Below are 22,118 nucleotides of genomic sequence, written 5' to 3'. Positions count from 1 at the left end.
CCTTATGGTTACGCGCCGTTTTTCAGCGCTTCCAGCTCTTCCCAGCGTGCGAAGGCGGCTTCCAGCTCCTGCTCCGTCTGCGCCAGCGCATCCAGCACCGGCTGGGTCTGGTCATGCGGCTGGCTGAAGAAATCTGGATGGCTCATTTTTGCCTGCAGTTCGCCGATGCGCGCTTCAAGCGATTCCAGCTTCTGCGGCAGCTGTTCCAGCTCGCGCGTCAGGTTATAGCTGAGTTTGCCGCCGCCGCGTTTCGCGGCGTCAGTTTTCTCCGCCGGTTTCGCCGCAGCGGCAGGCTTGCTTGCCTGAGCGCTTTTCTGCTGCTTATAGGCCGCGCGCTGCTGCTGTGCGTCGTGATAGCCGCCCACGAAGCTGCCGATTTCGCCGTTGCCTTCAAAAATCCAGCATTCGGTGACGGTGTTATCAACGAACTGACGATCGTGGCTCACCAGCAGTACGGTACCCTGATAGCCGTCAATCAGCTCTTCCAGCAGCTCAAGCGTTTCAACGTCAAGATCGTTGGTCGGTTCATCGAGGATCATCAGGTTGCTGGGGCGCAGGAAGAGACGTGCCAGCAGCAGACGGTTGCGCTCGCCGCCGGAGAGCGCGCGTACCGGCGTCATGGCGCGTTTCGGATGAAACAAGAAGTCCTGCAGATAGCCGAGCACATGGCGTGGCTTGCCGTTGACCATGACCTCCTGCTTGCCTTCGGCCAGGTTATCCATCACTGTCCGGTCCGGATCAAGCTCGGCGCGATGCTGATCGAAGTAGGCCACTTCCAGCTTGGTGCCGCTGTGTACCCGGCCGCTGTCGGCTTTCAGCTGCTGCAGCATCAGGCGCAGCAGCGTGGTTTTGCCGCAGCCGTTCGGGCCGATCAGGGCGATTTTGTCGCCGCGCTGCACCTGCGCGGAGAAGTCGTGCACCAGCGTCTTGCCGCCCACGCCATAGTTGACGTGCTCCAGCTCGAAGACAATCTTGCCTGAGCGTGAGGCTTCGCCCACCTGCATATTGGCTTTGCCCATCACTTCGCGGCGCTCAGAGCGTTCGCGGCGCAGCGCTTTCAGCGCCCGAACGCGTCCCTCGTTACGGGTGCGGCGCGCCTTGATGCCCTGCCGGATCCACACCTCTTCCTGCGCCAGCTTGCGGTCGAATTCGGCGTTCTGCATCTCTTCGACGCGCAGCGCCTCCTCTTTCCCTTCCAGGTAGAGATCGTAATTGCCCGGCCAGGAGACCAGCTTGCCGCGATCGAGGTCGACGATACGCGTCGCCATATTGCGGATAAACGAACGATCGTGCGAAATAAAGACGATACTGCCGCTGAAGGTCTTCAGGAAGGTCTCCAGCCAGTCAATGGTTTCGATATCGAGGTGGTTAGTCGGTTCGTCCAGCAGCAGCACGCGCGGGTTGCTCACCAGCGCGCGGCCCAGCGCCGCTTTACGCAGCCAGCCGCCCGACAGCGACGACAGCTCGGTATCGGGCTGCAGGCCGATCTGCTGCAGTACGTCGTTGATGCGGCTCTCCAGCTGCCACAGATTGTGGTGATCCAGAATGGTCTGCAGGCGCCCCATCTCATTGAGGTTTTTCTCGCTGGGGTCAAGCATCACCGCATGCGAAATCGCATGGTAGGCCTTGAGGTGCTCAGCCTGTTCTTCTACCCCTTCCGCCACAAAGTCATATACCGAGCCGGTAATATTGCGCGGCGGGTCCTGTTGCAGACGCGCCACCACCAGGTCCTGTTCGAAGATGATGCGACCGTCATCCAGCGGCTGCTCCCCGTTAATGATCTTCATCAGGGTAGATTTGCCTGCGCCGTTACGGCCGACCAGACAGACGCGTTCGTTCTCTTCGATATGCAGCTCGGTATTGTCGAGCAGCGGCGCATCGCTGAAAGAGAGGTAAGCGCCGTGAATACTGATTAATGACATCTGAACTTATTCCTTACCGGCGTGAGTAATCAGCCAGCAGTTATGAATTTGACGGTTACGGGCAAAATCCTGCGACAGGGTTTTCTGGGTAATGTCCTGCGCCTTCAGGCCCAGCGACGCCAGCCCTTCAAGATCCATCTTAAAACCGCGTTTATTGTTAGAGAACATCACGGTGCCGCCCGCGCGCAGCAGGCGTTTCAGGTTGCGCATCAGCATAATGTGATCGCGCTGCACGTCGAAATCCTCTTCCATACGTTTGGAGTTAGAGAAGGTCGGCGGATCGATAAAGATCAGATCGAACGTCTCGTCGCTTTCGCGCAGCCAGCTCAGGCAGTCCGCCTGCATCAGGCGGTGCTGACGACCGGTCAGCCCGTTGAGGCGCAGGTTGCGCTCGGCCCATTCCAGATAGGTACGCGACATATCTACCGTCGTCGTGCTGCGCGCGCCACCCAGTCCGGCATGCACGCTGGCGGTGCCGGTATAGGAGAAGAGATTAAGGAAATCTTTATCCTTGCTCATTTTGCCCAGCATATGGCGCGCAATGCGGTGATCGAGGAACAGCCCGGTATCCAGGTAATCCGTCAGGTTGACCAGCAGACGCGCGTTATACTCCTGCACCTCGAAGAAATCGCCCTTCTCGCCCAGCTTCTGATACTGATTTTTGCCTTTCTGCCGCTCGCGCGTTTTCAGCACCAGACGGTTCGCGGGCAGCTCGAGCACGCTAAGCGTCGCGCCGATCACGTCAAACAGACGCTGGCGCGCTTTAGCGGCGTCGATGGTTTTCGGCGGCGCATACTCCTGCACCACTACCCACTCACCGTAGCGATCGACCGCCACATTATATTCCGGCAGGTCGGCGTCATAGAGGCGATAACATGCGATCCCCTCCTGGCGCGCCCACTTTTCCAGCTTCTTCAGGTTTTTACGCAGGCGGTTAGCGTAATCCTCGGCGATCTGCGCGCCGTTTTCACCGCTGGTTTCCGCCAGCTGATAGTTTTTCTGCACGCACTCGATCGGGCCGTTTTTCGCTTTGAACTGACGCTCTGCGCGCAGCTGCAGGCAGCTCAGCAGCTCTGGCGACCCGCTGAACAGCGACAGTTTCCAGCCGCCGAAGTGCTGTTTCATAATGCGGCCGAGCTGGCTGTGCAAAGCGATCAGCGCGGGTTCGCTTTCCAGACGTTCGCCGTAAGGCGGGTTGCTCAATACGGTGCCGTGCTGCTCGCCAGGCAGCGGGTTTTTCAGCTGCAGAACATCCTGACGCGCAAAGGTAAAGAGATCGGCGACGCCGGCGCGGCGTGCGTTAGCCTGCGCCCACTCCAGCACGCGGCCGTCGCTGTCATAGCCGAAGAAACGCGCCTGGGCGGCGGCGGTGCCAGCGCGCGCGCGCTGCTGCGCCTCGCCTTTCACCTCACACCACAGCGCATCGTTATGCTGCCGCCAGTGGGTAAAGCCCCAGCGGCTGCGCAGCAGGCCCGGCGCGCGATCGCAGGCAATCAGCGCCGCCTCGATCAGCAGCGTGCCTGAGCCGCACATAGGATCGAGCAGCGGCGTGGTCGGCTGCCAGCCAGAGCGCAGTACAATCGCCGCTGCCAGGTTCTCTTTCAGCGGCGCCTGCCCGGTCTGCTGGCGATAGCCGCGCTGATGCAGCGCGTCGCCGCTCAAATCGAGCGCGATGCTGGCGCGATCTTTATTCAGCCAGACGTTGATGCGGATATCCGGCTGTTCGCGATCCACATTGGGACGCGGCAGTTTCTGACGGGTGAAGGAGTCAACAATCGCGTCCTTCACCTTTAACGCGCCAAACTGGCTGTTGCGGATCGATTCGTTGGTGCCGCTGAAGTGCACCACAAAGGTATGCTGACTGCCGAACAGTTCGGTCCAGTCGATACTCTGTACGCCGACGTAGAGATCGAGATCGCTGTAGACGCCAAATTCGCCGAGCGGCAGCAAAATACGCGACGCAAGGCGGCTCCACAGCAGGCTCTGATACATCGTACGGTCATCGGCTTCAAAATGAACGCCTCCCTGTACCACCTGCAGATCCTGCGCGCCCAGCGCGTCCAGCTCACTTTTCAACAGCTCTTCGAGCCCACGCGCCGTACTGGCAAAGAGAGAATTCATATCGTCACTATTACTCTTGAGAAAATTGCTGCGCATTATACCCTAAATAAGCGGCATTGTTGGAAAGCAGCGCGCTCGCGGCTGCAACCAGTCCGATAACGAGGCTATAGCGTCCCGACGCCATGTATCATAAAGTTAGCTTCTTTTGCCGCGCGCGCCCGTTTCCCTGGAGATCACCATGCTTACGCTGTCCCGTCTGTTTATTCACCCGGTTAAATCGATGCGCGGTATCCACCTCTCGCATGCGCAGGTGCTGGAGAGCGGACTGGCGTTCGACCGCATTTTTATGGTGACGGAGCTGGACGGCACTTTTATTACCGCGCGCCAGTACCCGGAGATGGTGCGGTTTACCCCGGCGCTGCTGGCTGACGGCCTCTCGCTGCAGGCGCCCGACGGCAGCCAGGCGATGATCCGCTTCAGCGATTTCACCGGGCAGGAACAGCCGACCGAAGTGTGGGGGAACCATTTCACCGCACGCATTGCGCCCGATGCCATCAACGCCTGGCTGAGCGCCTTTTTTCCGCGCCCGGTGCAGCTGCGCTGGGTCGGCCCGCAGCCGTCGCGCCGGGTGAAAAGCTTTACTGATGTGCCGCTGGGCTTTGCCGACGGCTACCCCTTTCTGCTGGTCAATAACGCCTCGCTGCAGGATTTGCAGCAGCGCTGCCCGGCCAGCGTGCGCGCCGAGCAGTTTCGCGCCAATCTGATCGTTAACGGCGCGCCAGCCTGGGATGAAGACAGCTGGGAGACGGTGCAGATTGGCAGCGTGATATTTGACGTGCCCAAGCCCTGCAGCCGCTGCGTCTTTACCACTGTCGGCACCGAAAGCGGCCGCAAACATCCAGACGGTGAGCCGTTAAAAACGCTGCAGGGTTTCCGCAGCGCGCAGGATAACAGCGGCGATATCGACTTTGGTCTGAATTTAATTGCGCGCAACAGCGGCATCGTACGCGTCGGCGATGAGGTAAACGTGCTGGCGCGCCATACGCCGCGCGCCTATGGGCCAGGCGCGGTGGTAGAAACCCTTAAGCCGCAGCAGCAAACCAAAGCAGACGTCGCTGTCACCTGGCAAGGTCAGACGTTTCAGGGAGATAACCAGCAGGTGCTGCTGGAGCAGCTGGAGATGCAGGGATTTAAAATACCCTACTCCTGCCGGGCGGGCTTATGCGGCAGCTGTAAAGTGACGCTGGTTTCAGGCAAGGTGAAGGCGTTAAAGAAAAGCGCCATTCGCAACGACGGCACTATTCTGAGCTGCAGCTGTATTCCGGCTGGCGATATTGAGCTGGCGTAAAGGTTAAACCGCGTAGGCGAAGCGCGGCGCGCTCTCGGCGTGGTGCGGCACCAGGCGATCGTTCATGACTTTAATGGCGTCGCCCAATACCATCTGTTTGCCCGCCAGCGTGAGCGTAGGCTGCGCCAGCAGACAGAGCGTGGCGTTGCCGCCGCTTTCGACCGCCAGCAGACGCGCCTGCTCGCCATTTTCCGCCAGCGTTACTTCCACCATATCGCCTGCCTCAGGCTGCAGCACGCAGGTCCAGGCGGTAAAGTGCCAGCTTTTCGGCATCAGCGGCTTCAGAAACCGTTTCGCCACCAGCGCGTTGAGCGTCAGCTCGGCGCGCTGATTCGCGCTTAGCGCGCTCTGGCGGCAGCGTTCTTCAAAGGTGTAATAGAGTGCGGCGTCGTCAACGCTGAAGCCGGTCTGGCTGAACGCGTCCGGCGTCAACATCTTGCGGGTAAAGCGAGAGCGGAAAAGCATACCGTCAGCCAGATCCAGCATCATCCGGTCATAGTCGGCGTCAAAATACCAGCGCCAGTTATCATCAGGTTTGATTTTCATAATTTGCCTTGTCATTAACCGCCGCGTTTCTCTGCACAGACTCAGCGAAGCCCCGCTTATGGGAAAAAAGCTGAAAATACGCACAACAGTGAAAAAATATAAACGAGCCGGATTGAGAAATAAACCCCCCGGCGCTGTTTTATTAGAAATGTCTTAGAGATGGGTCACGATATCTTTTATTAATCCCGGCCCTTTATAAATAAAGCCGGAGTAAATTTGCACCAGCGCGGCACCCGCAGCGATTTTTTCCCGCGCCGCGGTTAATGAATCAATGCCGCCGACGCCGATAATCGGCAGCGCGCCGTTAAGCTCCTGCGCCAGACGCTTGATGACCGCTGTGCTGCGTGACTGCACCGGACGACCGCTCAGGCCGCCTGTTTCCGTACTGTATTTGAGGCCGTTGACCAGAGTGCGATCCAGCGTGGTATTGGTTGCGATAACGCCGTCAATATTATGACGCACCAGGCTGTCGGCAATTTGTATTAATTCTTCTTCAGAAAGATCGGGCGCAATTTTTACCGCGACCGGCACATATTTCAGATGGCGCTGCTCCAGCTCTTTCTGTTTCGCTTTAATCGAGGCCAGAAGATCGTCCAGCGCCTCACCATATTGCAGCGTACGCAATCCTGGCGTATTAGGCGAGGAGATATTTACCGCGATATAGCCAGCATGGGCATAAACTTTTTCCATGCAGATTAAGTAATCTTCTTTACCCTTTTCTACCGCCGTGTCTTTATTCTTACCGATATTAATGCCAAGGATGCCCTTAAAACGCGCTTTTTTGACATTTTCTACCAGATGATCGACGCCGAGATTATTAAAGCCCATGCGGTTGATAATGCCCTCAGCTTCCACCAGCCGAAACATGCGCGGTTTATCGTTGCCCGCCTGAGCGCGCGGCGTCACGGTGCCGACTTCGACAAAGCCGAACCCCATCGCCCCGAAGGCGTCGATGCACTCCGCATTTTTATCCAGTCCGGCCGCCAGCCCCAGCGCATTATCAAACCGTAAGCCCATGCAGGTCACTGGACGGGAAGGAAGCCGCTGACGGATTAGCGCTTCCAGCGGCGTGCCGCTGATAAAACGCAGCTGCTGAAAAGTGAGTTCATGGGCGCGCTCGGGATCGAGCTTAAACAGCGCAGGTCGGACGATAGGATAAAGCATGCACTCTCCTGGAGATCGGAAGCGATGAATTGTCAGGGTGCACAGGAAAATGTGCGCCAGAATGGTAAAGGCCTCTGGCGCAAAAGTAAATTACTGACGGGACGAGATATTGATCGCGATCAGCGCTTGCTGGCATAACGCGCCAGACGACGGCACGCCTGTAACCCGCTATAGAGCGTCGGGTAGTACCAGAGCAGTTTGATACGTTTGCTTTCGCGCGTTACCTTGCGCACCAGCTGATCGATAGTCGGATGCCATGAGGCAGGTACCGGAATATTGTTTTTGCGGATCTCTATCAGGCAGCCGTACATCACCGGCTGATAGTAGGTGTCCAGCAGCTTCTCTTCTGGCGGCAAGCCCTGCTCACGCAAAAAGCTTTCGCTGCTGCGCCGGGCGATATAGTAGTTCTCCACCCAGGAGAAGGTGGGCTTGCTCTGCGACAGCGAGGTCGGCATAAAGCGCTTGTTGTAATAGCTTTTCTGCGTAAAACCAATCTGCCGCGCCGACATATAGAGCGCGAACATATAGGGCGCGTCTTCATGATTCTGAATCGGCAGAAACTGTACGCCGGTGCGCGTGATAAGGTCGCGGGAGAGGATGCTGCTCCATAATACGCGATGCGCCGAGCGATGCGGGATCATGCTGCGCAGCGTGTCGGCGCCGCCGGGCCAGACGCCGTCGACGTGACGCTGATGGAATTGCTCATACTGGCGCTCTGCCACCGGTTTATCGGTAAACATACGCGCGCCGAAACAGAACATCTCCATCTCTGGATGCTGCGCCAGCATGCGGCGGAAATCGGCGAAAAGATCGCTGGAGACGAAATCGTCGGCGTCCATAAAGTAGATAAAGTCGCCGGTAGCTACTTCCAGTCCTTTCGTGCGCGCCGCGCTGACCCCGCCGCGCTCGCCACGCAGCAGCGTCAGCTGCGGATGGCGGGCGGCCAGCGCCTCAAGCAAGGCGATGCTCTCATCGGTTGAACCGTCGTCGATGACGATGACCTGCTCCGGCGGAGAGGACTGCCCCAGCAGCGAATCGATCGCTTCCGGTAGCCATGGCGCGCAGTTCCAGTTCGGTACGATAACGGAAATGGTCGCAGCGCGGCTGTCAGCGTTCCGTGTGCTCATTCTCTTTCCTCAATGTTAAAACTCCTGGCTCGGGCAGGCAGCAGACGTTTAATCACCATGCTGTGCAGCAGACAGCAAACTGAAAGGTTAACCAGACCGATCAGGCCAAGCCACAGCAGATTGAGCCAGCGGTTCTGGTTCCACTCGATGGGAAGGAAACTGCAGAGCCAGGCGATCAGCGCCGCGACTGCCCAGATCAGCAGCACGTCGCGCGTCAGCCACGTAAAGTGAATCCCCGGCGCGAAGCGGCGATGCACCAGCCATGCCCAGCCAGCCAGATAGAAGATGTTCTGCCCCAGCCACAGCCAGCCGGTGCCCTGCGCGCCATAGTGAATCGCCGCCCAGATATTCAGCGGAACCAGAATTACCGCGAAGCAGGTGAAGCCCTTAAGATGCAGCTTGAGATTGCCGTTGACGTATTGCAGATGGTAAAGCAAACCGCAAATCGCCTGGACGCCGCTTCCCAGCGCATAAAGGCTGAGTACAAACGACATATCCGTCACGACCTGCTCGTTCTGCGTCCATGCCCAGAGCAGCGGCGTGGCGAACATCGCGATAGTAATGCTGAGCGGCGCCATAAAGATCGCTACCGCCTGCGTCGTATAGCGATAAAGCGTCAGGGATTCGGCATCGCCCTCTTTACGCGTTTTGATGCCGGTCATGCGCGGCACGATCGCCTGCATAATCGGGCTGCTGAGCAGAATAATGCCGGTCGCGGCGGTGGCGACGACGGTAAAGGAGCCGTAGGCGCTCAGCGGCAGCGTTTTCGACAGCACCAGGCGGTCAATTTGCGAAATAAAGGTCCAGATAGCGCTGGCGAACGCCGCGCTCAGCGCAAAGCGGATAAACGGCTTTAACACCGTCTTTAAATTCTCATGCTTCTGCTTGCGCGCGGCGGCAGGCACCAGCTGATAGGATTTGGAAATCAGACAGACCGCTTCCACTATCGACACCGCCAGCTGCCAGATAAAGAAGCTCAGCACCGGGTTAGAAAAGAGCTGGATCACCAGCACCGCGCCAAAGGTACGCAGCGTCACGATGACCAGGTTAACGCCGTTGAGCCACACCTGATGCTCAAAGCCGACAATAACGCTGCGATAGGGGCTGGTACGCCAGCGGATAGCCGCGGTGATCACCATAATGGCGACGGCGATGGTGACATCCGCAGAGGGCAGATGGCGCGCGTCCAGCCAGTTATGGGCGATCCAGGGCGTTGCCAGCCAGCCAATCACCACCAGGATCAGCGTGGAGATAAGGAAGAATTTCGACAGGGCGGAAAAGAGCGCCGGAAACCAGATAAACTCAGCCTGGTTGGCGCGATAGCGCGCCGCTTCGCGCATCAGGGTCGTCGACACCCCGGCGTCGAGAAGCTGGAGCCAGGTTAACAGAATCGAGAAAAAACCCACTAACCCGTAAGCTTCCATCCCTAGATGTTGAATATAAAGCGGCACGACCAGAATGCCTGACAGCGTCAGGTAAATCTGACCGACATAATTGGCGATCGCGTTACGTTTAATTGACATATGTATGATTGTATCTGGGCAATTTTCTCGGAGGCCACAAGCGTGGCACACATCATCGGACCTGCCTACCAGACATAGTCTTAAATTTATCTCTGGCGCTGAGCGCCAGATTTAATCTGACCTGATGCGGGATAAATCTGTATATAAAATAACATTTATCCGCGATGAATAAAGCCAGGTAAGCAGGCGACTCAATGTGAGCGAAAAATCAGGCGGCTTTTTTCAGCTCTTTTGTAACTTTATATTTTTGCAGCAGGATGAACATACGCGGACGATTAATAAGCAGCCACTCTTTAGCGTTAACCGGCTTAAACTTGCCGCCCATAAAGCGAATGGCGTTGATGACATATTCCGGTACCGGCGTGCCGTTGTAGAGCGACAGATAAATCATCAGGCGGAACGAGTGCATTAAATAGGCTTTTTCCAGGTGCGCCTTCAGCGGTGAATTATCCAGATTATTCTTAAGAATGCCGTAGGTCTGAATAAAGGCGTTGTAGCGCTGCAGGAAATAGTCATCATCTTTGCGGCTGTTGGTCAGGGAGCCGCTGCGCACGCGCTGGCGATAGTAAACTTGCTGGCTAACCCAGGCACGAGTCGTATGAATAAACACTGACAGCGTGAATTTATGATCTTCATGCACGCGATCGATAAACCGCAGTTTGTGTTGCTCGACAACGCTCTTTTTCACCGCGTAGTTCCAGGCTGCGGAAGTATAAGAGCCATTATTCAGCAGACGCGACAATACCTGCTGCGGTGACTGCAGGCCGAATTGATCGTGACGGACTTTAGGTCGGGTGACGTTTTCCCGGCCATCTTCAAACATCTGCGAACTAAAGCAAAAGAGATCGACGTCGGGATGCGCGGTGGTCACCTGCTGCAGCTCTGCAACGAAGCCTTCCGGCACGATATCGTCTGGATCGCAGAAGAAAAGAAACTCCCCTTGCGCGGCCTCGATGCCGATATCGCGCGCCTTGCCCGCGCCGCCGTTAGGCGTAGTGATAATGCGAACCTGCGGCTGGTGGCCATATTTTTGCTGCACCAGCGCCAGCGTACCGTCAGTGGAGCTGTCGTTAACAATAATAATTTCAGTCGGCGCATTAACCTGACGCAACAAGGAGTCGACACATTCGACAATATATTTTTCCACGTTATAAGTGGGAATAATGACTGATAACAGCGTCTTTGCCATACATCTTTCTCAGGGTCGATTAAAAGAAAAGGCACGAGCGTTACACAACTTGTAAAAATTGCGTTAAAGCATGGCGCAGAAATATTAATAAAAAGCGCAAACAGCTAAACTCTGCATGGTTGGGTAGTATAGGCAGAAGATTTTTTCTATTAACAGGGCCAGCCTTTTATTCAGATTTCTTACCCCTGCCTGACCTATCACGCGCGGTAAAGTATCTGGTGAAAAGCGCGGCGGTTACTTTATGTCGCTTAACTTTTCTGGCGCTGCGCATTTTATTTATAAAAGTAAAAAAGGTCACAAAGCGTTTCATTATGAATATTTTAGTACTCTTAAATGAAAATTGCTCATCATAACCAGCGCAGAGCGACATGGCGATATTCTGATAAATGCACCCACTGCGCCAGGCAGAATGCGGCTTCCTTGAAGATGAACAGCGCTCAACCAAAATGGAGCGCTCCGGCAAAGCCCTTTTTTATATTACCCAGCACGAGGCGCGTAAATAAACCGGTTGCGGCAAGCAAAAAGGAGATACTTTTACTGCTATTTGTTTAGTCGCTATAAACTATCCATCTGGATCTGTTGCAGCCTTTTAGGACTATTCGTAACTCTCCTGCCTGCCCCCGCCGCGGCTTTTATGAGCAAAGCGACGCGTTTTGCATATTTCACCTTTAGATTGCCGGATAAATCATTTAAGCCCTCCTCCCCGCTCTGTCAGGATGTGACCATCAGTTCTCAACAATAGCTAATCAATAACTTTCAGTTATAAGGAGTAACGATGCGAGTTATTACGCTAGCTGGCAGCCCGCGTTTCCCGTCACGTTCGACTTCGCTGCTTACTCTGTGCCAGCGCGCACTGGAAGCGCGCGGCGTTGAGGTGATCCCCTGGAATATTCAGAACTTTGAGCCGGACGATCTGATTAACGCGCGTTTTGATGCCCCGGCGCTGCTGGCGTTACGTGAAGATTTGCTCGCCGCTGATGGCGTGATAGTCGCCACGCCGGTTTATAAAGCCTCTTTCTCCGGCGCGCTGAAAACGCTGCTCGATCTCCTGCCTGAACGCGCACTGGAGCACAAAGTGGTGCTGCCGCTCGCCAGCGGTGGCAGCGTAGCCCATATGCTCGCGGTCGATTATGCCCTGAAGCCGGTGCTGAATGCCCTGAAGGCGCAGGAGATCCTGCACGGCGTCTTTGCCGAAGACCATCAAATCACCCATTACGATCGTCAGCCGGAGTTGCAGGCGGCGCTGGCGCATCGGCTGGATGAGGCGGTCGAGGCGTTCTGGCTGGCGCTCAGTCGCCATCACAACCCTCTGGCTCAGGCTGTTTAAGAAAAGGAACCGGGATGAAAAGGATAACCGGCTGGCTACTTGCCGCCCTCGCAGTGCTGAGCCTGCAAACGCAGGCGGCGGACGCGCCCGCGCAAATCCGCATCGGCTACCAGAAAGGCTCCGTCAGCATGGTGCTGGCAAAATCGCACCGGCTGCTGGAGCAGCGTTTCCCGCATACCCGTATTCAGTGGATCGAGTTTCCCGCCGGTCCGCAGATGCTGGAAGCATTGAATGTCGACAGTATCGATCTGGGCAGTACCGGCGATATTCCGCCGCTGTTTGCCCAGGCGGCAGGCGCCGATCTGCTCTATGTCGGCTCGGAGCCGCCTAAACCCCAGTCTGAAGTGATTCTGGTGGCGAAAAACAGCCCGCTGAAAAGCGTCGCCGATCTTAAAGGTAAAAAAGTCGCCTTTCAGAAGGGGTCCAGCTCGCACAATCTGCTGCTGCGCGCCCTGCAGCGCGAAGGGCTGAGCTTTAGTGATATCCAGCCGGTTTATCTGACGCCCGCCGATGCGCGCGCCGCCTTTCAGCAGGGCGACGTGGATGCCTGGGCTATCTGGGACCCCTACTACTCCGCCGCGCTGCAGCAGGGCCACGTGCGCGTGCTGGCCGACGGCAGCGGGCTTAATCTGACCGGCTCTTTCTATCTGGCGACGCGTAAGTTCACCGAACAGAACGGCGCGTTTATTCAGCAGGTGCTGGATACCTTTAGTCAGGCCGATGCGCTGACGCTCAGCCAGCGCCAGCAGAGCATCGACTTGCTGGCGGCTGCAATGGGCCTGCCAAAACCGGTTATCGCCAGCTATCTCGATCATCGTCCGCCGACCCGCATTTCGCCGGTCAGCGAGCAAACCGCAGCGGCGCAGCAGCATACCGCCGATCTCTTTTATAGCCGCCATCTGATGCCGGTAAAACTGACGATTGCCGATCGCATCTGGCATCCCGGCGCCCCATAAATAAGGAGTGAATAATGAGCTTATCCGTATTCTGGTTTCTCCCGACGCACGGCGACGGACACTATCTTGGCACCTCTGAAGGGGCGCGTCCGGTCGACTATGGCTACTTGCAGCAGATTGCGCAGGCCGCCGATCGCCTGGGCTTCGGCGGCGTACTGATCCCGACCGGTCGTTCCTGCGAAGACGCCTGGCTGGTGGCCGCCTCGCTGATCCCGGTCACGCAGCGCCTGCGCTTTCTGGTGGCGCTGCGCCCCGGCGTGATCTCACCCACGCAGGCGGCGCGCCAGGCAGCGACGCTGGATCGCCTCTCCAATGGCCGCGCGCTGTTCAACCTGGTCACCGGCGGCGATCCGGAAGAGCTGGCGGGTGACGGTCTGTTTCTGGATCACCATGAGCGCTATGTGGAGTCGGCGGAATTTACCCGCGTCTGGCGGCGCGTACTGCAAGGCGAAACGGTCGATTACGCCGGGAAGTACGTTAAAGTGCGCGGCGCGCGTCTGCTGTTCGACCCGGTACAACAGCCTCGGCCGCCGCTCTGGTTCGGCGGATCGTCCGAACCGGCGCAGGATCTGGCCGCCGAGCAGGTCGATGTCTATCTGACCTGGGGCGAACCGCCGGCGCTGGTTAAAGAGAAAATCGACCAGGTACGCGCCAAAGCGGAAGCACAGGGGCGCAAGGTGCGCTTCGGCATTCGTCTGCATGTGATTGTCCGGGAGAGCAATGAAGAGGCCTGGCGCGCTGCCGACCGTCTGATTGCCCATCTGGACGACGCCACCATCGAGAAAGCGCAGGCCGCGTTCGCCCGTACCGATTCGGTCGGCCAGCAGCGTATGGCTGCGCTACACGGCGGACGGCGCGATCGGCTGGAGATTAGCCCGAACCTGTGGGCGGGCGTGGGTCTGGTGCGCGGCGGCGCAGGCACAGCATTAGTCGGCGACGGCCCAACCGTTGCCGCGCGCATGCAGGAGTATGCCGATCTCGGCATTGAGACCTTTATTCTGTCAGGCTATCCGCATCTGGAAGAGGCGTATCGCGTTGGCGAGCTGCTCTTCCCGCATTTGGATCTGAACGTGCCGTCGATCCCGCAACCGCGCAACGTTCAGGCATTTGGCGAAACCGTCGCCAACGATTTCCGTCCGCAGAAAGTATCGCAGAGCTGAGGAAGAGATGATGGCGAAAACCACCAAACGCATTACTAATCAGCTGGTGCCCTGGATTTTCCCCGCGCTGCTGGTGGTGATTTGGCAAATTGCCTCCCAGACCGGGCTGCTTTCAACGCGTATTCTGCCATCGCCGGAAAATATCGTTATCACGTTCTGGAATCTGGCCGCCAGCGGCGAGCTGTGGCAGCACCTTGCCATTAGCGGCTGGCGCGCGCTGATCGGCTTCAGCATCGGCGGCTCTATCGGGCTGATTCTGGGATTGATCACCGGCACGTCACGTCTTGGCGAACGGCTGCTGGATACCTCGGTACAGATGCTGCGCAACGTGCCGCATCTGGCACTGATCCCGCTGGTGATCCTCTGGTTCGGCATTGACGAAGCGGCGAAGATTTTCCTGGTGGCGCTCGGCACGCTGTTCCCGATCTACCTGAATACCTACCACGGCATCCGCAATATCGATCGCGGCCTGGTGGAGATGGCGCGCAGCTACGGCCTGTCGGGCTGGAGCCTGTTTATTCAGGTGATCCTGCCTGGCGCCCTGCCCTCGATTATGGTTGGCGTGCGTTTCGCGCTCGGCCTGATGTGGCTGACGCTGATCGTCGCCGAGACCATCTCCGCTAACTCAGGCATCGGTTATCTGGCGATGAACGCGCGTGAATTTCTGCAAACCGACGTGGTGGTTGTCGCCATTATTCTTTATGCGCTGCTCGGCAAGCTGGCGGATGTCGCCGCCCTGCTGCTGGAGCGTGTCTGGCTGCGCTGGCATCCAGCCTGGCAACTGAAGGAGGAGAACGCATGAGCAATACACTCTCTCCGGCGCGGCTCAATGCCGGCACGCCGGTCGGCGTCAACGGCGTCAGCAAGCAATACGGCAACCGCACCATCCTGAACAATATCGATCTGCATATTCCTTCCGGCCAGTTTGTCGCGGTAGTCGGCCGCAGCGGCTGCGGTAAAAGTACGCTGCTGCGCCTGCTGGCGGGACTGGAGCAAACCACTCAGGGCGAGCTGCTGGCGGGCAACGCGCCGCTGCAGACGGCGCGCGAAGATACCCGCCTGATGTTTCAGGATGCGCGTCTGCTGCCGTGGAAGCGCGTGATTGATAATGTCGGCCTCGGGCTGAAAGGACGCGGATGGCGCGGCGCGGCGCTTGAAGCGCTGGAGGCGGTCGGGCTGGCGGAGCGTGCCAACGAATGGCCCGCCGCGCTTTCCGGCGGACAGAAACAGCGCGTGGCGCTGGCGCGTGCGTTGATCCACCGTCCCGGCCTGCTGCTGCTCGACGAGCCGCTCGGCGCGCTGGATGCGCTGACGCGTATCGAAATGCAGGGGCTGATTGAATCGTTATGGCAGCAGCACCACTTTACCGTACTGCTGGTGACGCATGACGTCAGCGAAGCCGTGGCGATGGCGGATCGTGTGCTGCTGATTGAAGAGGGACAAATAGGGCTCGATTTACTGGTTGATTTGCCGCGGCCGCGCCGTCGCGGATCGGTCAGGCTGGCGGAGCTGGAGGCGGAAGTGCTGGACCGCGTGATGCGACGCAGCGAAAGCGAACAGCCGGTGCGCTACGCCCACCAGCGTTAAGGTAAGTACGGCTGGCTAACAAAAAGGCGGGGTTTACCCGCCTCTACTGTTTACGCGTTCAGCGCTCGGGTGATCTTCTCATAGAGATCGCCTGAGAGCTTATCCAGCCCTTTCAGGGTTTCCAGCGCCTGAAGCATCAGCGCCTGGCGATCGGCGTCGTAACGCTTCAGACGGATCAGCGGCTCAATCATACGCGCCGCCACCTGCGGGTTGCGGGTATTGAGATCGGTCAGCATCTCAACCAGGAATTGATAGCCGCTGCCGTCTTTGGCGTGGAACGCCGACGGATTGCCGGAGGCGAACGCGCCGATCAGCGCGCGGATGCGGTTAGGGTTGCTCATGGTGAACGAACGGTGATGCAGCAGCTCGCGCACTTTTGACAGCGCATCCAGCGACGGGCTGGTGGCCTGCAGCATAAACCACTTGTCCATTACCAGACCATCCTGATGCCAGCGCTCGTCATAGTGCGCCAGCAGGGCGTCGCGACACGGCAGCTGAGCCGCGACCGAAGCCGCCAGCGCCGCCAGCGCGTCCGTCATATTGTTCGCCTGATGGTACTGCGTCTGCACCAGCTTATCCGCCAGCTCAACGTCGCCGAACGCCAGATAGCTCAGACAGATATTCTTCAGGGCGCGCTGTCCCATCGCGTCGTGCTCAATCCGGTATTCGCTTTGCTGATTCGCGTTGTAAACGGCAAAGAATTCATCCGCCAGTTCGGTAGCCAGCGTGCGCAGCAGCGCTTCGCGCACCGTGGCGATCGCCTGCGGATCGATCACCTCAAACAGTTCGGCGATCTCATTCTCGCTCGGCAGCGTCAGGATCAGCGCGGTCAGCGCCGGATCGCGGCCTTCGTCCAGCAGCACCGCCCGGAAGGCGTCGGCGACGTGCAGCGGCAGCGACAGCGGCTGACCCTGCTGGTGGCGCGCCACGTTAAGGCGGATATAGGTCGCCAGCAGGCTCTGCGCCGCATCCCAGCGCGCAAAGTCGTTGCGCGCATGGCGCATCAGGAAGGTCAGCTGGGCGTCGCTCCACTTATAGTCCAGCTTCACCGGCGCGGAGAATTCACGCAGCAGCGACGGCACCGGCTGGAAGTAGACGTTATCGAAGATAAAGGTCTGAAACTCTTCGGTCACGTTGAGAACGTTGTGCACCGGGTGGCCGTTATGCTGCAGCGGGATCACCTTGCCTTCGTTATCGTAGAGTTCGATATCAAGCGGAATATGCAGCGGCAGCTTCTCTTTCTGATCGGCAGTCGGCGGCGTGTGCTGCGTGACATGCAGCGTGTACTGCTCCAGCTCTGGGTTGTAGTCGTCGCGCACCGTCAGCACCGGGGTGCCGCTCTGGCTGTACCAGCGGCGGAACTGCGACAGATCGACGTTGGAGGCATCCTCCATCGCCTGCACAAAGTCGTCACAGGTCGCCGCGCTGCCGTCGTGGCGCTCAAAATAGAGCTGCATCCCTTTCTGGAAATTCTCCTCGCCGAGCAGCGTATGCATCATGCGGATCACTTCCGATCCCTTTTCGTACACGGTGAGGGTATAGAAGTTATTCATCTCCATGACCTGATCCGGGCGGATCGGGTGCGCCATCGGGCTTGCATCTTCGGCGAACTGTGCGCCGCGCATCACGCGTACGTTATCGATGCGGTTGACCGCGCGCGAACCGAGATCGGAGCTGAACTCCTGGTCGCGGAACACGGTCAGGCCCTCTTTCAGGCTGAGCTGGAACCAGTCGCGGCAGGTGACGCGGTTGCCGGTCCAGTTATGGAAATATTCGTGGCCGATGACCGCTTCAATGCCGAGGTAGTCTTTGTCGGTCGCGGTTTCCGCCTTCGCCAGCACATATTTGGAGTTAAAGACGTTCAGGCCTTTGTTCTCCATCGCGCCCATATTGAAGAAATCGACGGCGACGATCATAAAGATGTCGAGGTCATACTCCAGGCCGAAACGCTCCTCATCCCACTTCATGCTGTTCTTCAGCGAGGTCATCGCCCAGTCGGCGCGATCCAGATTGCCGCGGTCGACAAAGATCTCCAGCGCGACGTCGCGGCCGGAACGGGTTTTAAAGCTGTCGCGCAGCACGTCGAAATCACCCGCCACCAGCGCAAAGAGATAACAGGGTTTCGGGAAGGGATCCTGCCATTTAACCCAGTGCTTACCCTGCTCTGTTTTGCCGCCGTCGATGCGGTTGCCGTTAGAGAGCAGGTAAGGATAGCGCGCCTCGTCGGCGATAATGGTCGTGGTGAAGCGCGCCAGCACGTCGGGGCGATCCAGATACCAGGTAATATGACGGAAGCCTTCGGCTTCGCACTGGGTGCAGAGCGCTTCGCCAGACTGATAAAGCCCTTCCAGCGCGGTGTTTTTATCAGGGTGAATATCGTTGACGATCTTAAGCTGGAACTGGGCCGGCAGCTGGCTCAGCACCAGCGCCCCCTCTTCCTGGCGCCAGGCGCTCCAGGGCGAGCCGTCCACTTCAATGGAAATCAGGGTCAACGCTTCGCCATCGAGACGCAGCTCAGCCTGTGCATCGCCGAGCCGTTTAACCTGGCTGATTGCGGTGACGCGCGTCGTGGCGGCATCAAGCGCAAAGGTCAGATCGATATCGGTGATGGTGTAATCCGGCGCACGATAGTCGTGGCGATATTTAATTTGGGGCTGTTGCGTCATATTCCGTCTCGCATTGTTATAGGTTTACCGCCAAAGTCTAAGCGCGTTGCCTTTAGCTTGCCATGCACAATGCATGTCTCGGCATAAATAGCTACAATTCATTAACAACGGCACGTTTTCACCTCGACCTGTGGGCTTGAAATATGCTGTGATCAGTCGCAGTTACTGATTTATACTCCTGCGTCTTTATGACTTTTACACACCGGGCTCTGCGCCGCCGAACAGGATGCTGAAACGCACCATGACAGGACATGCTTCCCCGATACTGACTTCACTGCTGGATACTGACGCTTACAAGCTTCATATGCAGCAAGCCGTCTTTCACCGTTACCACGATGTCACGGTGGCGGCTGAGTTTCGTTGCCGCGGCGACGATCTGCTCGGTCTCTATGCGAATGAGATTCGCGAGGCCATTAATGCCATGCAGACGCTTGCGCTGACCGATGACGAATATACGTATCTGTCCAGCCTGCCCTTCTTCCAGTCTGACTACCTTAACTGGCTGCGCGATTTTCGTTACAACCCCGAACAGGTGCAGGTGCGTAACCGCGACGGCCATCTTGCTATTCGCATTACCGGCCCCTGGCGCGAAGTCATCTTATGGGAAGTGCCGCTCCTGGCGCTGATCAGCGAGGTGGTGCACCGCCACCGTTCACCGCATACCGGCGCGCAACAGGCGGTCGATCATCTGCAGCAGAAGCTGAGCGCTTTTCGCCACGAAGTTGCCGATATTGATATGTCGCGCTTTCGCCTGATGGATTTCGGCACGCGTCGCCGTTTTTCCCGCGATGTGCAGCACGCCATTGTCGCCACGCTGAAGCAGGATTTTCCCTGGCTTATCGGCACCAGCAACTACGATCTGGCGCGCCGCCTTGAGCTGACGCCGGTCGGCACCCAGGCGCACGAATGGTTTCAGGCCTTTCAGCAGATCAGCCCGGTACTGGCCAACAGCCAGCGCGCGGCGCTGCAGGCGTGGCTCGACGAATATGACGGCCAGCTTGGCATCGCGCTTACTGACTGTATCGCCATGGACGCTTTCCTGCGCGACTTCGGCGTTAATTTCGCCAGCCGCTATCAGGGGCTGCGCCATGACTCAGGCGATCCCGTTGAATGGGGCGAAAAAGCGCTGGCCCATTATGAAAAGCTGGGCATCGATCCGCACAGCAAAACGCTGGTTTTCTCCGACAACCTCACTCTGGATAAGGCGCTGGCGCTCTATCGCCACTTCGGCCAGCGCGCCAGCGTGGTGTTTGGCATCGGTACGCGCCTGACCTGCGATATTCCCGGCGTTACGCCGCTTAATATCGTTATCAAACTGGTGGAATGTAACGGCAAGCCGGTGGCGAAACTCTCCGACAGTCCGGGCAAAACGATTTGTCAGGATCAAGCCTTCGTCAGAGCCCTGCGCAAAGCCTTCGATCTGCCGCTGGTGAAAAAAGCCAGCTAATCCCCGCTTTATCGGGGCGTTGACGCGCCCCGCTTCTGCTGTAATAAATCTGCCGTCCCGCCGGATTTTGCTTGTTTCCTTGCGACTCGCAAGTAACATAGCAAAACCCCGGTCTGGGGAACTGTTTAAACTCACTTCTTCTATATAGAGAGATATTTATGAGCGTAGTGCCTGTAGCGGACGTACTGCACGGTCGCGTCGCGGTTGACAGTGAAGTCACCGTACGTGGTTGGGTGCGTACCCGAAGAGATTCAAAAGCCGGTCTTTCCTTCGTCGCCGTTTATGACGGTTCCTGCTTTAATCCCGTTCAGGCCGTTGTGAATAATTCTCTGAATAATTATCAGGATGACGTTCTGCGCCTCACCACCGGCTGTTCCGTGATTATTACCGGCACCGTGGTAGCCTCGCCGGGCCAGGGTCAGGCGTTTGAGATCCAGGCGACCCGCGTAGAAGTCACCGGCTGGGTGGACGATCCCGATACCTATCCAATGGCGGCGAAACGCCACAGCATTGAGTACCTGCGCGAAGTGGCGCATCTTCGTCCGCGCACCAATCTGATCGGCGCCGTCGCGCGCGTACGCCATACCCTGGCGCAGGCGCTGCATCGCTTCTTCCACGAAAACGGCTATTTCTGGGTCTCAACCCCGCTGATCACCGCCTCGGATACCGAAGGCGCCGGCGAGATGTTCCGCGTTTCGACGCTGGATCTGGAAAATCTGCCGCGCACGCCGCAGGGCGCCGTTGACTTCAACGAAGATTTCTTCGGCAAAGAGGCCTTCCTGACCGTTTCCGGCCAGCTGAACGGCGAAACCTACGCCTGCGCGCTGTCGAAAATCTATACCTTCGGCCCAACCTTCCGCGCCGAAAACTCTAACACCAGCCGTCACCTGGCGGAGTTCTGGATGCTGGAGCCGGAGATCGCCTTCGCCACGCTGGATGACGCCGCCGCGCTCGCCGAAGCGATGCTGAAATATGTGTTTAAAGCGGTGCTGGACGAGCGCGCCGACGATATGGCGTTCTTTGCCGAACGCGTGGACAAAGAGGCGGTCGATCGTCTTGAGCGCTTTATCTCAACTGACTTCGCGCAGGTCGACTATACCGATGCCATCACTATTCTGGAAAACTGCGGTCAGACTTTTGAAAACCCGGTTTCCTGGGGCATTGACCTCTCTTCAGAGCACGAGCGCTATCTGGCCGAGCAGCACTTTAAAGCGCCGGTGGTGGTGAAAAACTATCCGAAAGACATTAAGGCGTTCTATATGCGCCTTAACGAAGACAATAAAACCGTGGCGGCGATGGATGTACTGGCGCCTGGCATCGGCGAAATTATCGGCGGCTCGCAGCGTGAAGAGCGTCTCGACGTGCTCGACGCGCGTCTGGAAGAGATGGGCCTGAATAAAGAAGATTACTGGTGGTATCGCGATCTGCGTCGTTACGGCACCGTACCGCATTCTGGCTTTGGCTTAGGCTTTGAACGTTTAATCGCCTATGTCACCGGCGTACAAAATGTAAGGGACGTTATCCCTTTCCCACGCACGCCGCGTAATGCAAACTTCTAAAATTAACGATTAATTATAAGAAATTCATATATATAAAGAGGCCGACACTGTCGGCCTTTTTTTATTTTTGTAAATTTTGAGTTGTCTCACAAAGTTCCCCAAAATTTACATCCTGCAATACAAATTTGCTTTTAGAAACCAGATTACGAGTTTAGTAGCATTTTCACAGTGGCATATCCCGCTACAGGATGGAAAGATGCGTGCAGACACAGGAAGACACCAAACTTCTCTCAGGGTTCCGTAACGGTTTCTTGACGGCAGTGGCAGGTGTCCGAATAAACTCCAATGAGGGTAATAAATAATGATGAAGCGCAACATTCTTGCAGTGGTTATCCCTGCTCTGTTAGCTGCCGGCGCAGCAAACGCAGCAGAAGTTTATAATAAAGACGGCAATAAGCTGGATCTGTACGGCAAAGTAGATGCGCGTCACCAATTTTCTGACAGCACTGGTGATGATGGCGATCAGTCTTATGTTCGCTTCGGCTTCAAAGGTGAAACCCAGATTAATGACCAGCTGACCGGTTACGGCCAGTGGG

At 57.5% G+C, this 22,118-nt stretch carries 17 protein-coding genes; 9 read left to right on the top strand and 8 right to left on the bottom strand.

Going from position 1 to position 22,118, the window contains the following annotated elements; translation table 11 throughout:
* Nucleotides 1–8: 8 nt before the first annotated feature.
* Both B3797_RS12945 and rlmKL read right to left on the bottom strand, forming a co-directional pair.
* Nucleotides 9–1,922 carry an ABC transporter ATP-binding protein gene (locus B3797_RS12945; protein WP_311781825.1) on the bottom strand — a complete coding sequence of 638 codons (1,914 nt, stop codon included), beginning with the start codon at nucleotides 1,920–1,922 and terminating at the stop codon, nucleotides 9–11.
* 6 nt (nucleotides 1,923–1,928) lie between these two features.
* Nucleotides 1,929–4,043: a bifunctional 23S rRNA (guanine(2069)-N(7))-methyltransferase RlmK/23S rRNA (guanine(2445)-N(2))-methyltransferase RlmL gene (gene rlmKL, locus B3797_RS12940; RefSeq protein WP_311791292.1), complete on the bottom strand. Its 2,115-nt coding sequence runs from the start codon at nucleotides 4,041–4,043 to the stop codon at nucleotides 1,929–1,931.
* A 178-nt stretch (nucleotides 4,044–4,221) separates the two neighbouring features.
* On the opposite strand from rlmKL, the gene B3797_RS12935 reads away from it, so the two are divergent.
* Nucleotides 4,222–5,331: a YcbX family protein gene (locus tag B3797_RS12935; RefSeq protein ID WP_311781827.1), complete on the top strand. Its 1,110-nt coding sequence runs from the start codon at nucleotides 4,222–4,224 to the stop codon at nucleotides 5,329–5,331.
* Nucleotides 5,332–5,334: 3 nt separating this feature from the next.
* Here the strand turns inward: B3797_RS12935 and B3797_RS12930 are convergent, their stop codons facing one another.
* The 5 genes from B3797_RS12930 to B3797_RS12910 all read right to left on the bottom strand — a co-directional run bounded on the left by B3797_RS12930 (nucleotide 5,335) and on the right by B3797_RS12910 (nucleotide 10,880).
* Nucleotides 5,335–5,877 (bottom strand): cell division protein ZapC, encoded by a 543-nt coding sequence (locus tag B3797_RS12930; RefSeq protein WP_311791291.1) that lies wholly within the window; start codon nucleotides 5,875–5,877, stop codon nucleotides 5,335–5,337.
* Nucleotides 5,878–6,030: 153 nt separating this feature from the next.
* Nucleotides 6,031–7,041 carry a quinone-dependent dihydroorotate dehydrogenase gene (gene pyrD / locus B3797_RS12925; protein ID WP_311781829.1) on the bottom strand — a complete coding sequence of 337 codons (1,011 nt, stop codon included), beginning with the start codon at nucleotides 7,039–7,041 and terminating at the stop codon, nucleotides 6,031–6,033.
* A gap of 119 nt (nucleotides 7,042–7,160) precedes the next feature.
* Nucleotides 7,161–8,168, bottom strand: coding sequence for a glycosyltransferase family A protein (locus B3797_RS12920; protein WP_311781830.1), 1,008 nt, complete (start codon nucleotides 8,166–8,168; stop codon nucleotides 7,161–7,163).
* Nucleotides 8,165–9,691 (bottom strand): teichoic acid transporter, encoded by a 1,527-nt coding sequence (locus B3797_RS12915; RefSeq protein WP_311791290.1) that lies wholly within the window; start codon nucleotides 9,689–9,691, stop codon nucleotides 8,165–8,167. The genes B3797_RS12920 and B3797_RS12915 overlap by 4 nt, the downstream gene beginning before the upstream one ends.
* A gap of 208 nt (nucleotides 9,692–9,899) precedes the next feature.
* Entirely contained in the window at nucleotides 9,900–10,880 is a 981-nt protein-coding gene (locus B3797_RS12910) for a glycosyltransferase family 2 protein (RefSeq protein WP_311791289.1), read from the bottom strand.
* Nucleotides 10,881–11,655: 775 nt separating this feature from the next.
* On the opposite strand from B3797_RS12910, the gene ssuE reads away from it, so the two are divergent.
* Genes ssuE through ssuB form a run of 5 tightly spaced genes read left to right on the top strand, consistent with a single transcriptional unit; the run spans nucleotide 11,656 to nucleotide 15,910 of the window.
* Nucleotides 11,656–12,207: an NADPH-dependent FMN reductase gene (gene ssuE / locus B3797_RS12905; RefSeq protein WP_271152130.1), complete on the top strand. Its 552-nt coding sequence runs from the start codon at nucleotides 11,656–11,658 to the stop codon at nucleotides 12,205–12,207.
* Between the two features lie 14 nt (nucleotides 12,208–12,221).
* Nucleotides 12,222–13,163 (top strand): sulfonate ABC transporter substrate-binding protein, encoded by a 942-nt coding sequence (locus tag B3797_RS12900; RefSeq protein WP_311781833.1) that lies wholly within the window; start codon nucleotides 12,222–12,224, stop codon nucleotides 13,161–13,163.
* Nucleotides 13,164–13,177: 14 nt separating this feature from the next.
* Nucleotides 13,178–14,323, top strand: a complete 1,146-nt coding sequence (gene ssuD / locus B3797_RS12895) for an FMNH2-dependent alkanesulfonate monooxygenase (RefSeq protein ID WP_311781834.1) — start codon at nucleotides 13,178–13,180, stop codon at nucleotides 14,321–14,323.
* Nucleotides 14,324–14,333: 10 nt separating this feature from the next.
* On the top strand, nucleotides 14,334–15,125 hold the full coding sequence (gene ssuC, locus B3797_RS12890; protein ID WP_120451841.1) for an aliphatic sulfonate ABC transporter permease SsuC: 792 nt from the start codon (nucleotides 14,334–14,336) through the stop codon (nucleotides 15,123–15,125).
* A complete protein-coding gene (gene ssuB, locus B3797_RS12885) occupies nucleotides 15,122–15,910 on the top strand; it encodes an aliphatic sulfonates ABC transporter ATP-binding protein (protein WP_311791288.1) in 789 nt (262 codons plus the stop codon). Before ssuC ends, ssuB begins: the two co-directional genes overlap by 4 nt.
* A 50-nt stretch (nucleotides 15,911–15,960) precedes the next feature.
* On the opposite strand, the gene pepN is transcribed toward ssuB, so the two are convergent.
* Nucleotides 15,961–18,576 carry an aminopeptidase N gene (pepN, locus tag B3797_RS12880; protein ID WP_311791287.1) on the bottom strand — a complete coding sequence of 872 codons (2,616 nt, stop codon included), beginning with the start codon at nucleotides 18,574–18,576 and terminating at the stop codon, nucleotides 15,961–15,963.
* Between the two features lie 241 nt (nucleotides 18,577–18,817).
* Here pepN and pncB point away from each other — a divergent pair, with 241 nt between their 5' ends.
* From pncB to B3797_RS12865, 3 genes are all read left to right on the top strand, one after another.
* On the top strand, nucleotides 18,818–20,023 hold the full coding sequence (gene pncB / locus B3797_RS12875; RefSeq protein WP_311781837.1) for a nicotinate phosphoribosyltransferase: 1,206 nt from the start codon (nucleotides 18,818–18,820) through the stop codon (nucleotides 20,021–20,023).
* Between the two features lie 158 nt (nucleotides 20,024–20,181).
* Entirely contained in the window at nucleotides 20,182–21,582 is a 1,401-nt protein-coding gene (gene asnS, locus B3797_RS12870) for an asparagine--tRNA ligase (protein WP_311781838.1), read from the top strand.
* A gap of 304 nt (nucleotides 21,583–21,886) precedes the next feature.
* The coding region (locus B3797_RS12865; protein ID WP_311791286.1) for a porin at nucleotides 21,887–22,118 on the top strand (232 nt) is incomplete at its 3' end.

Origin of the sequence: Pantoea sp. UBA5923, assembly GCF_002431095.1 — a bacterium.
Taxonomy (GTDB): Bacteria; Pseudomonadota; Gammaproteobacteria; order Enterobacterales; family Enterobacteriaceae; genus Pantoea; species Pantoea piersonii.
This window is presented reverse-complemented; position numbering and strand designations above follow the sequence as displayed.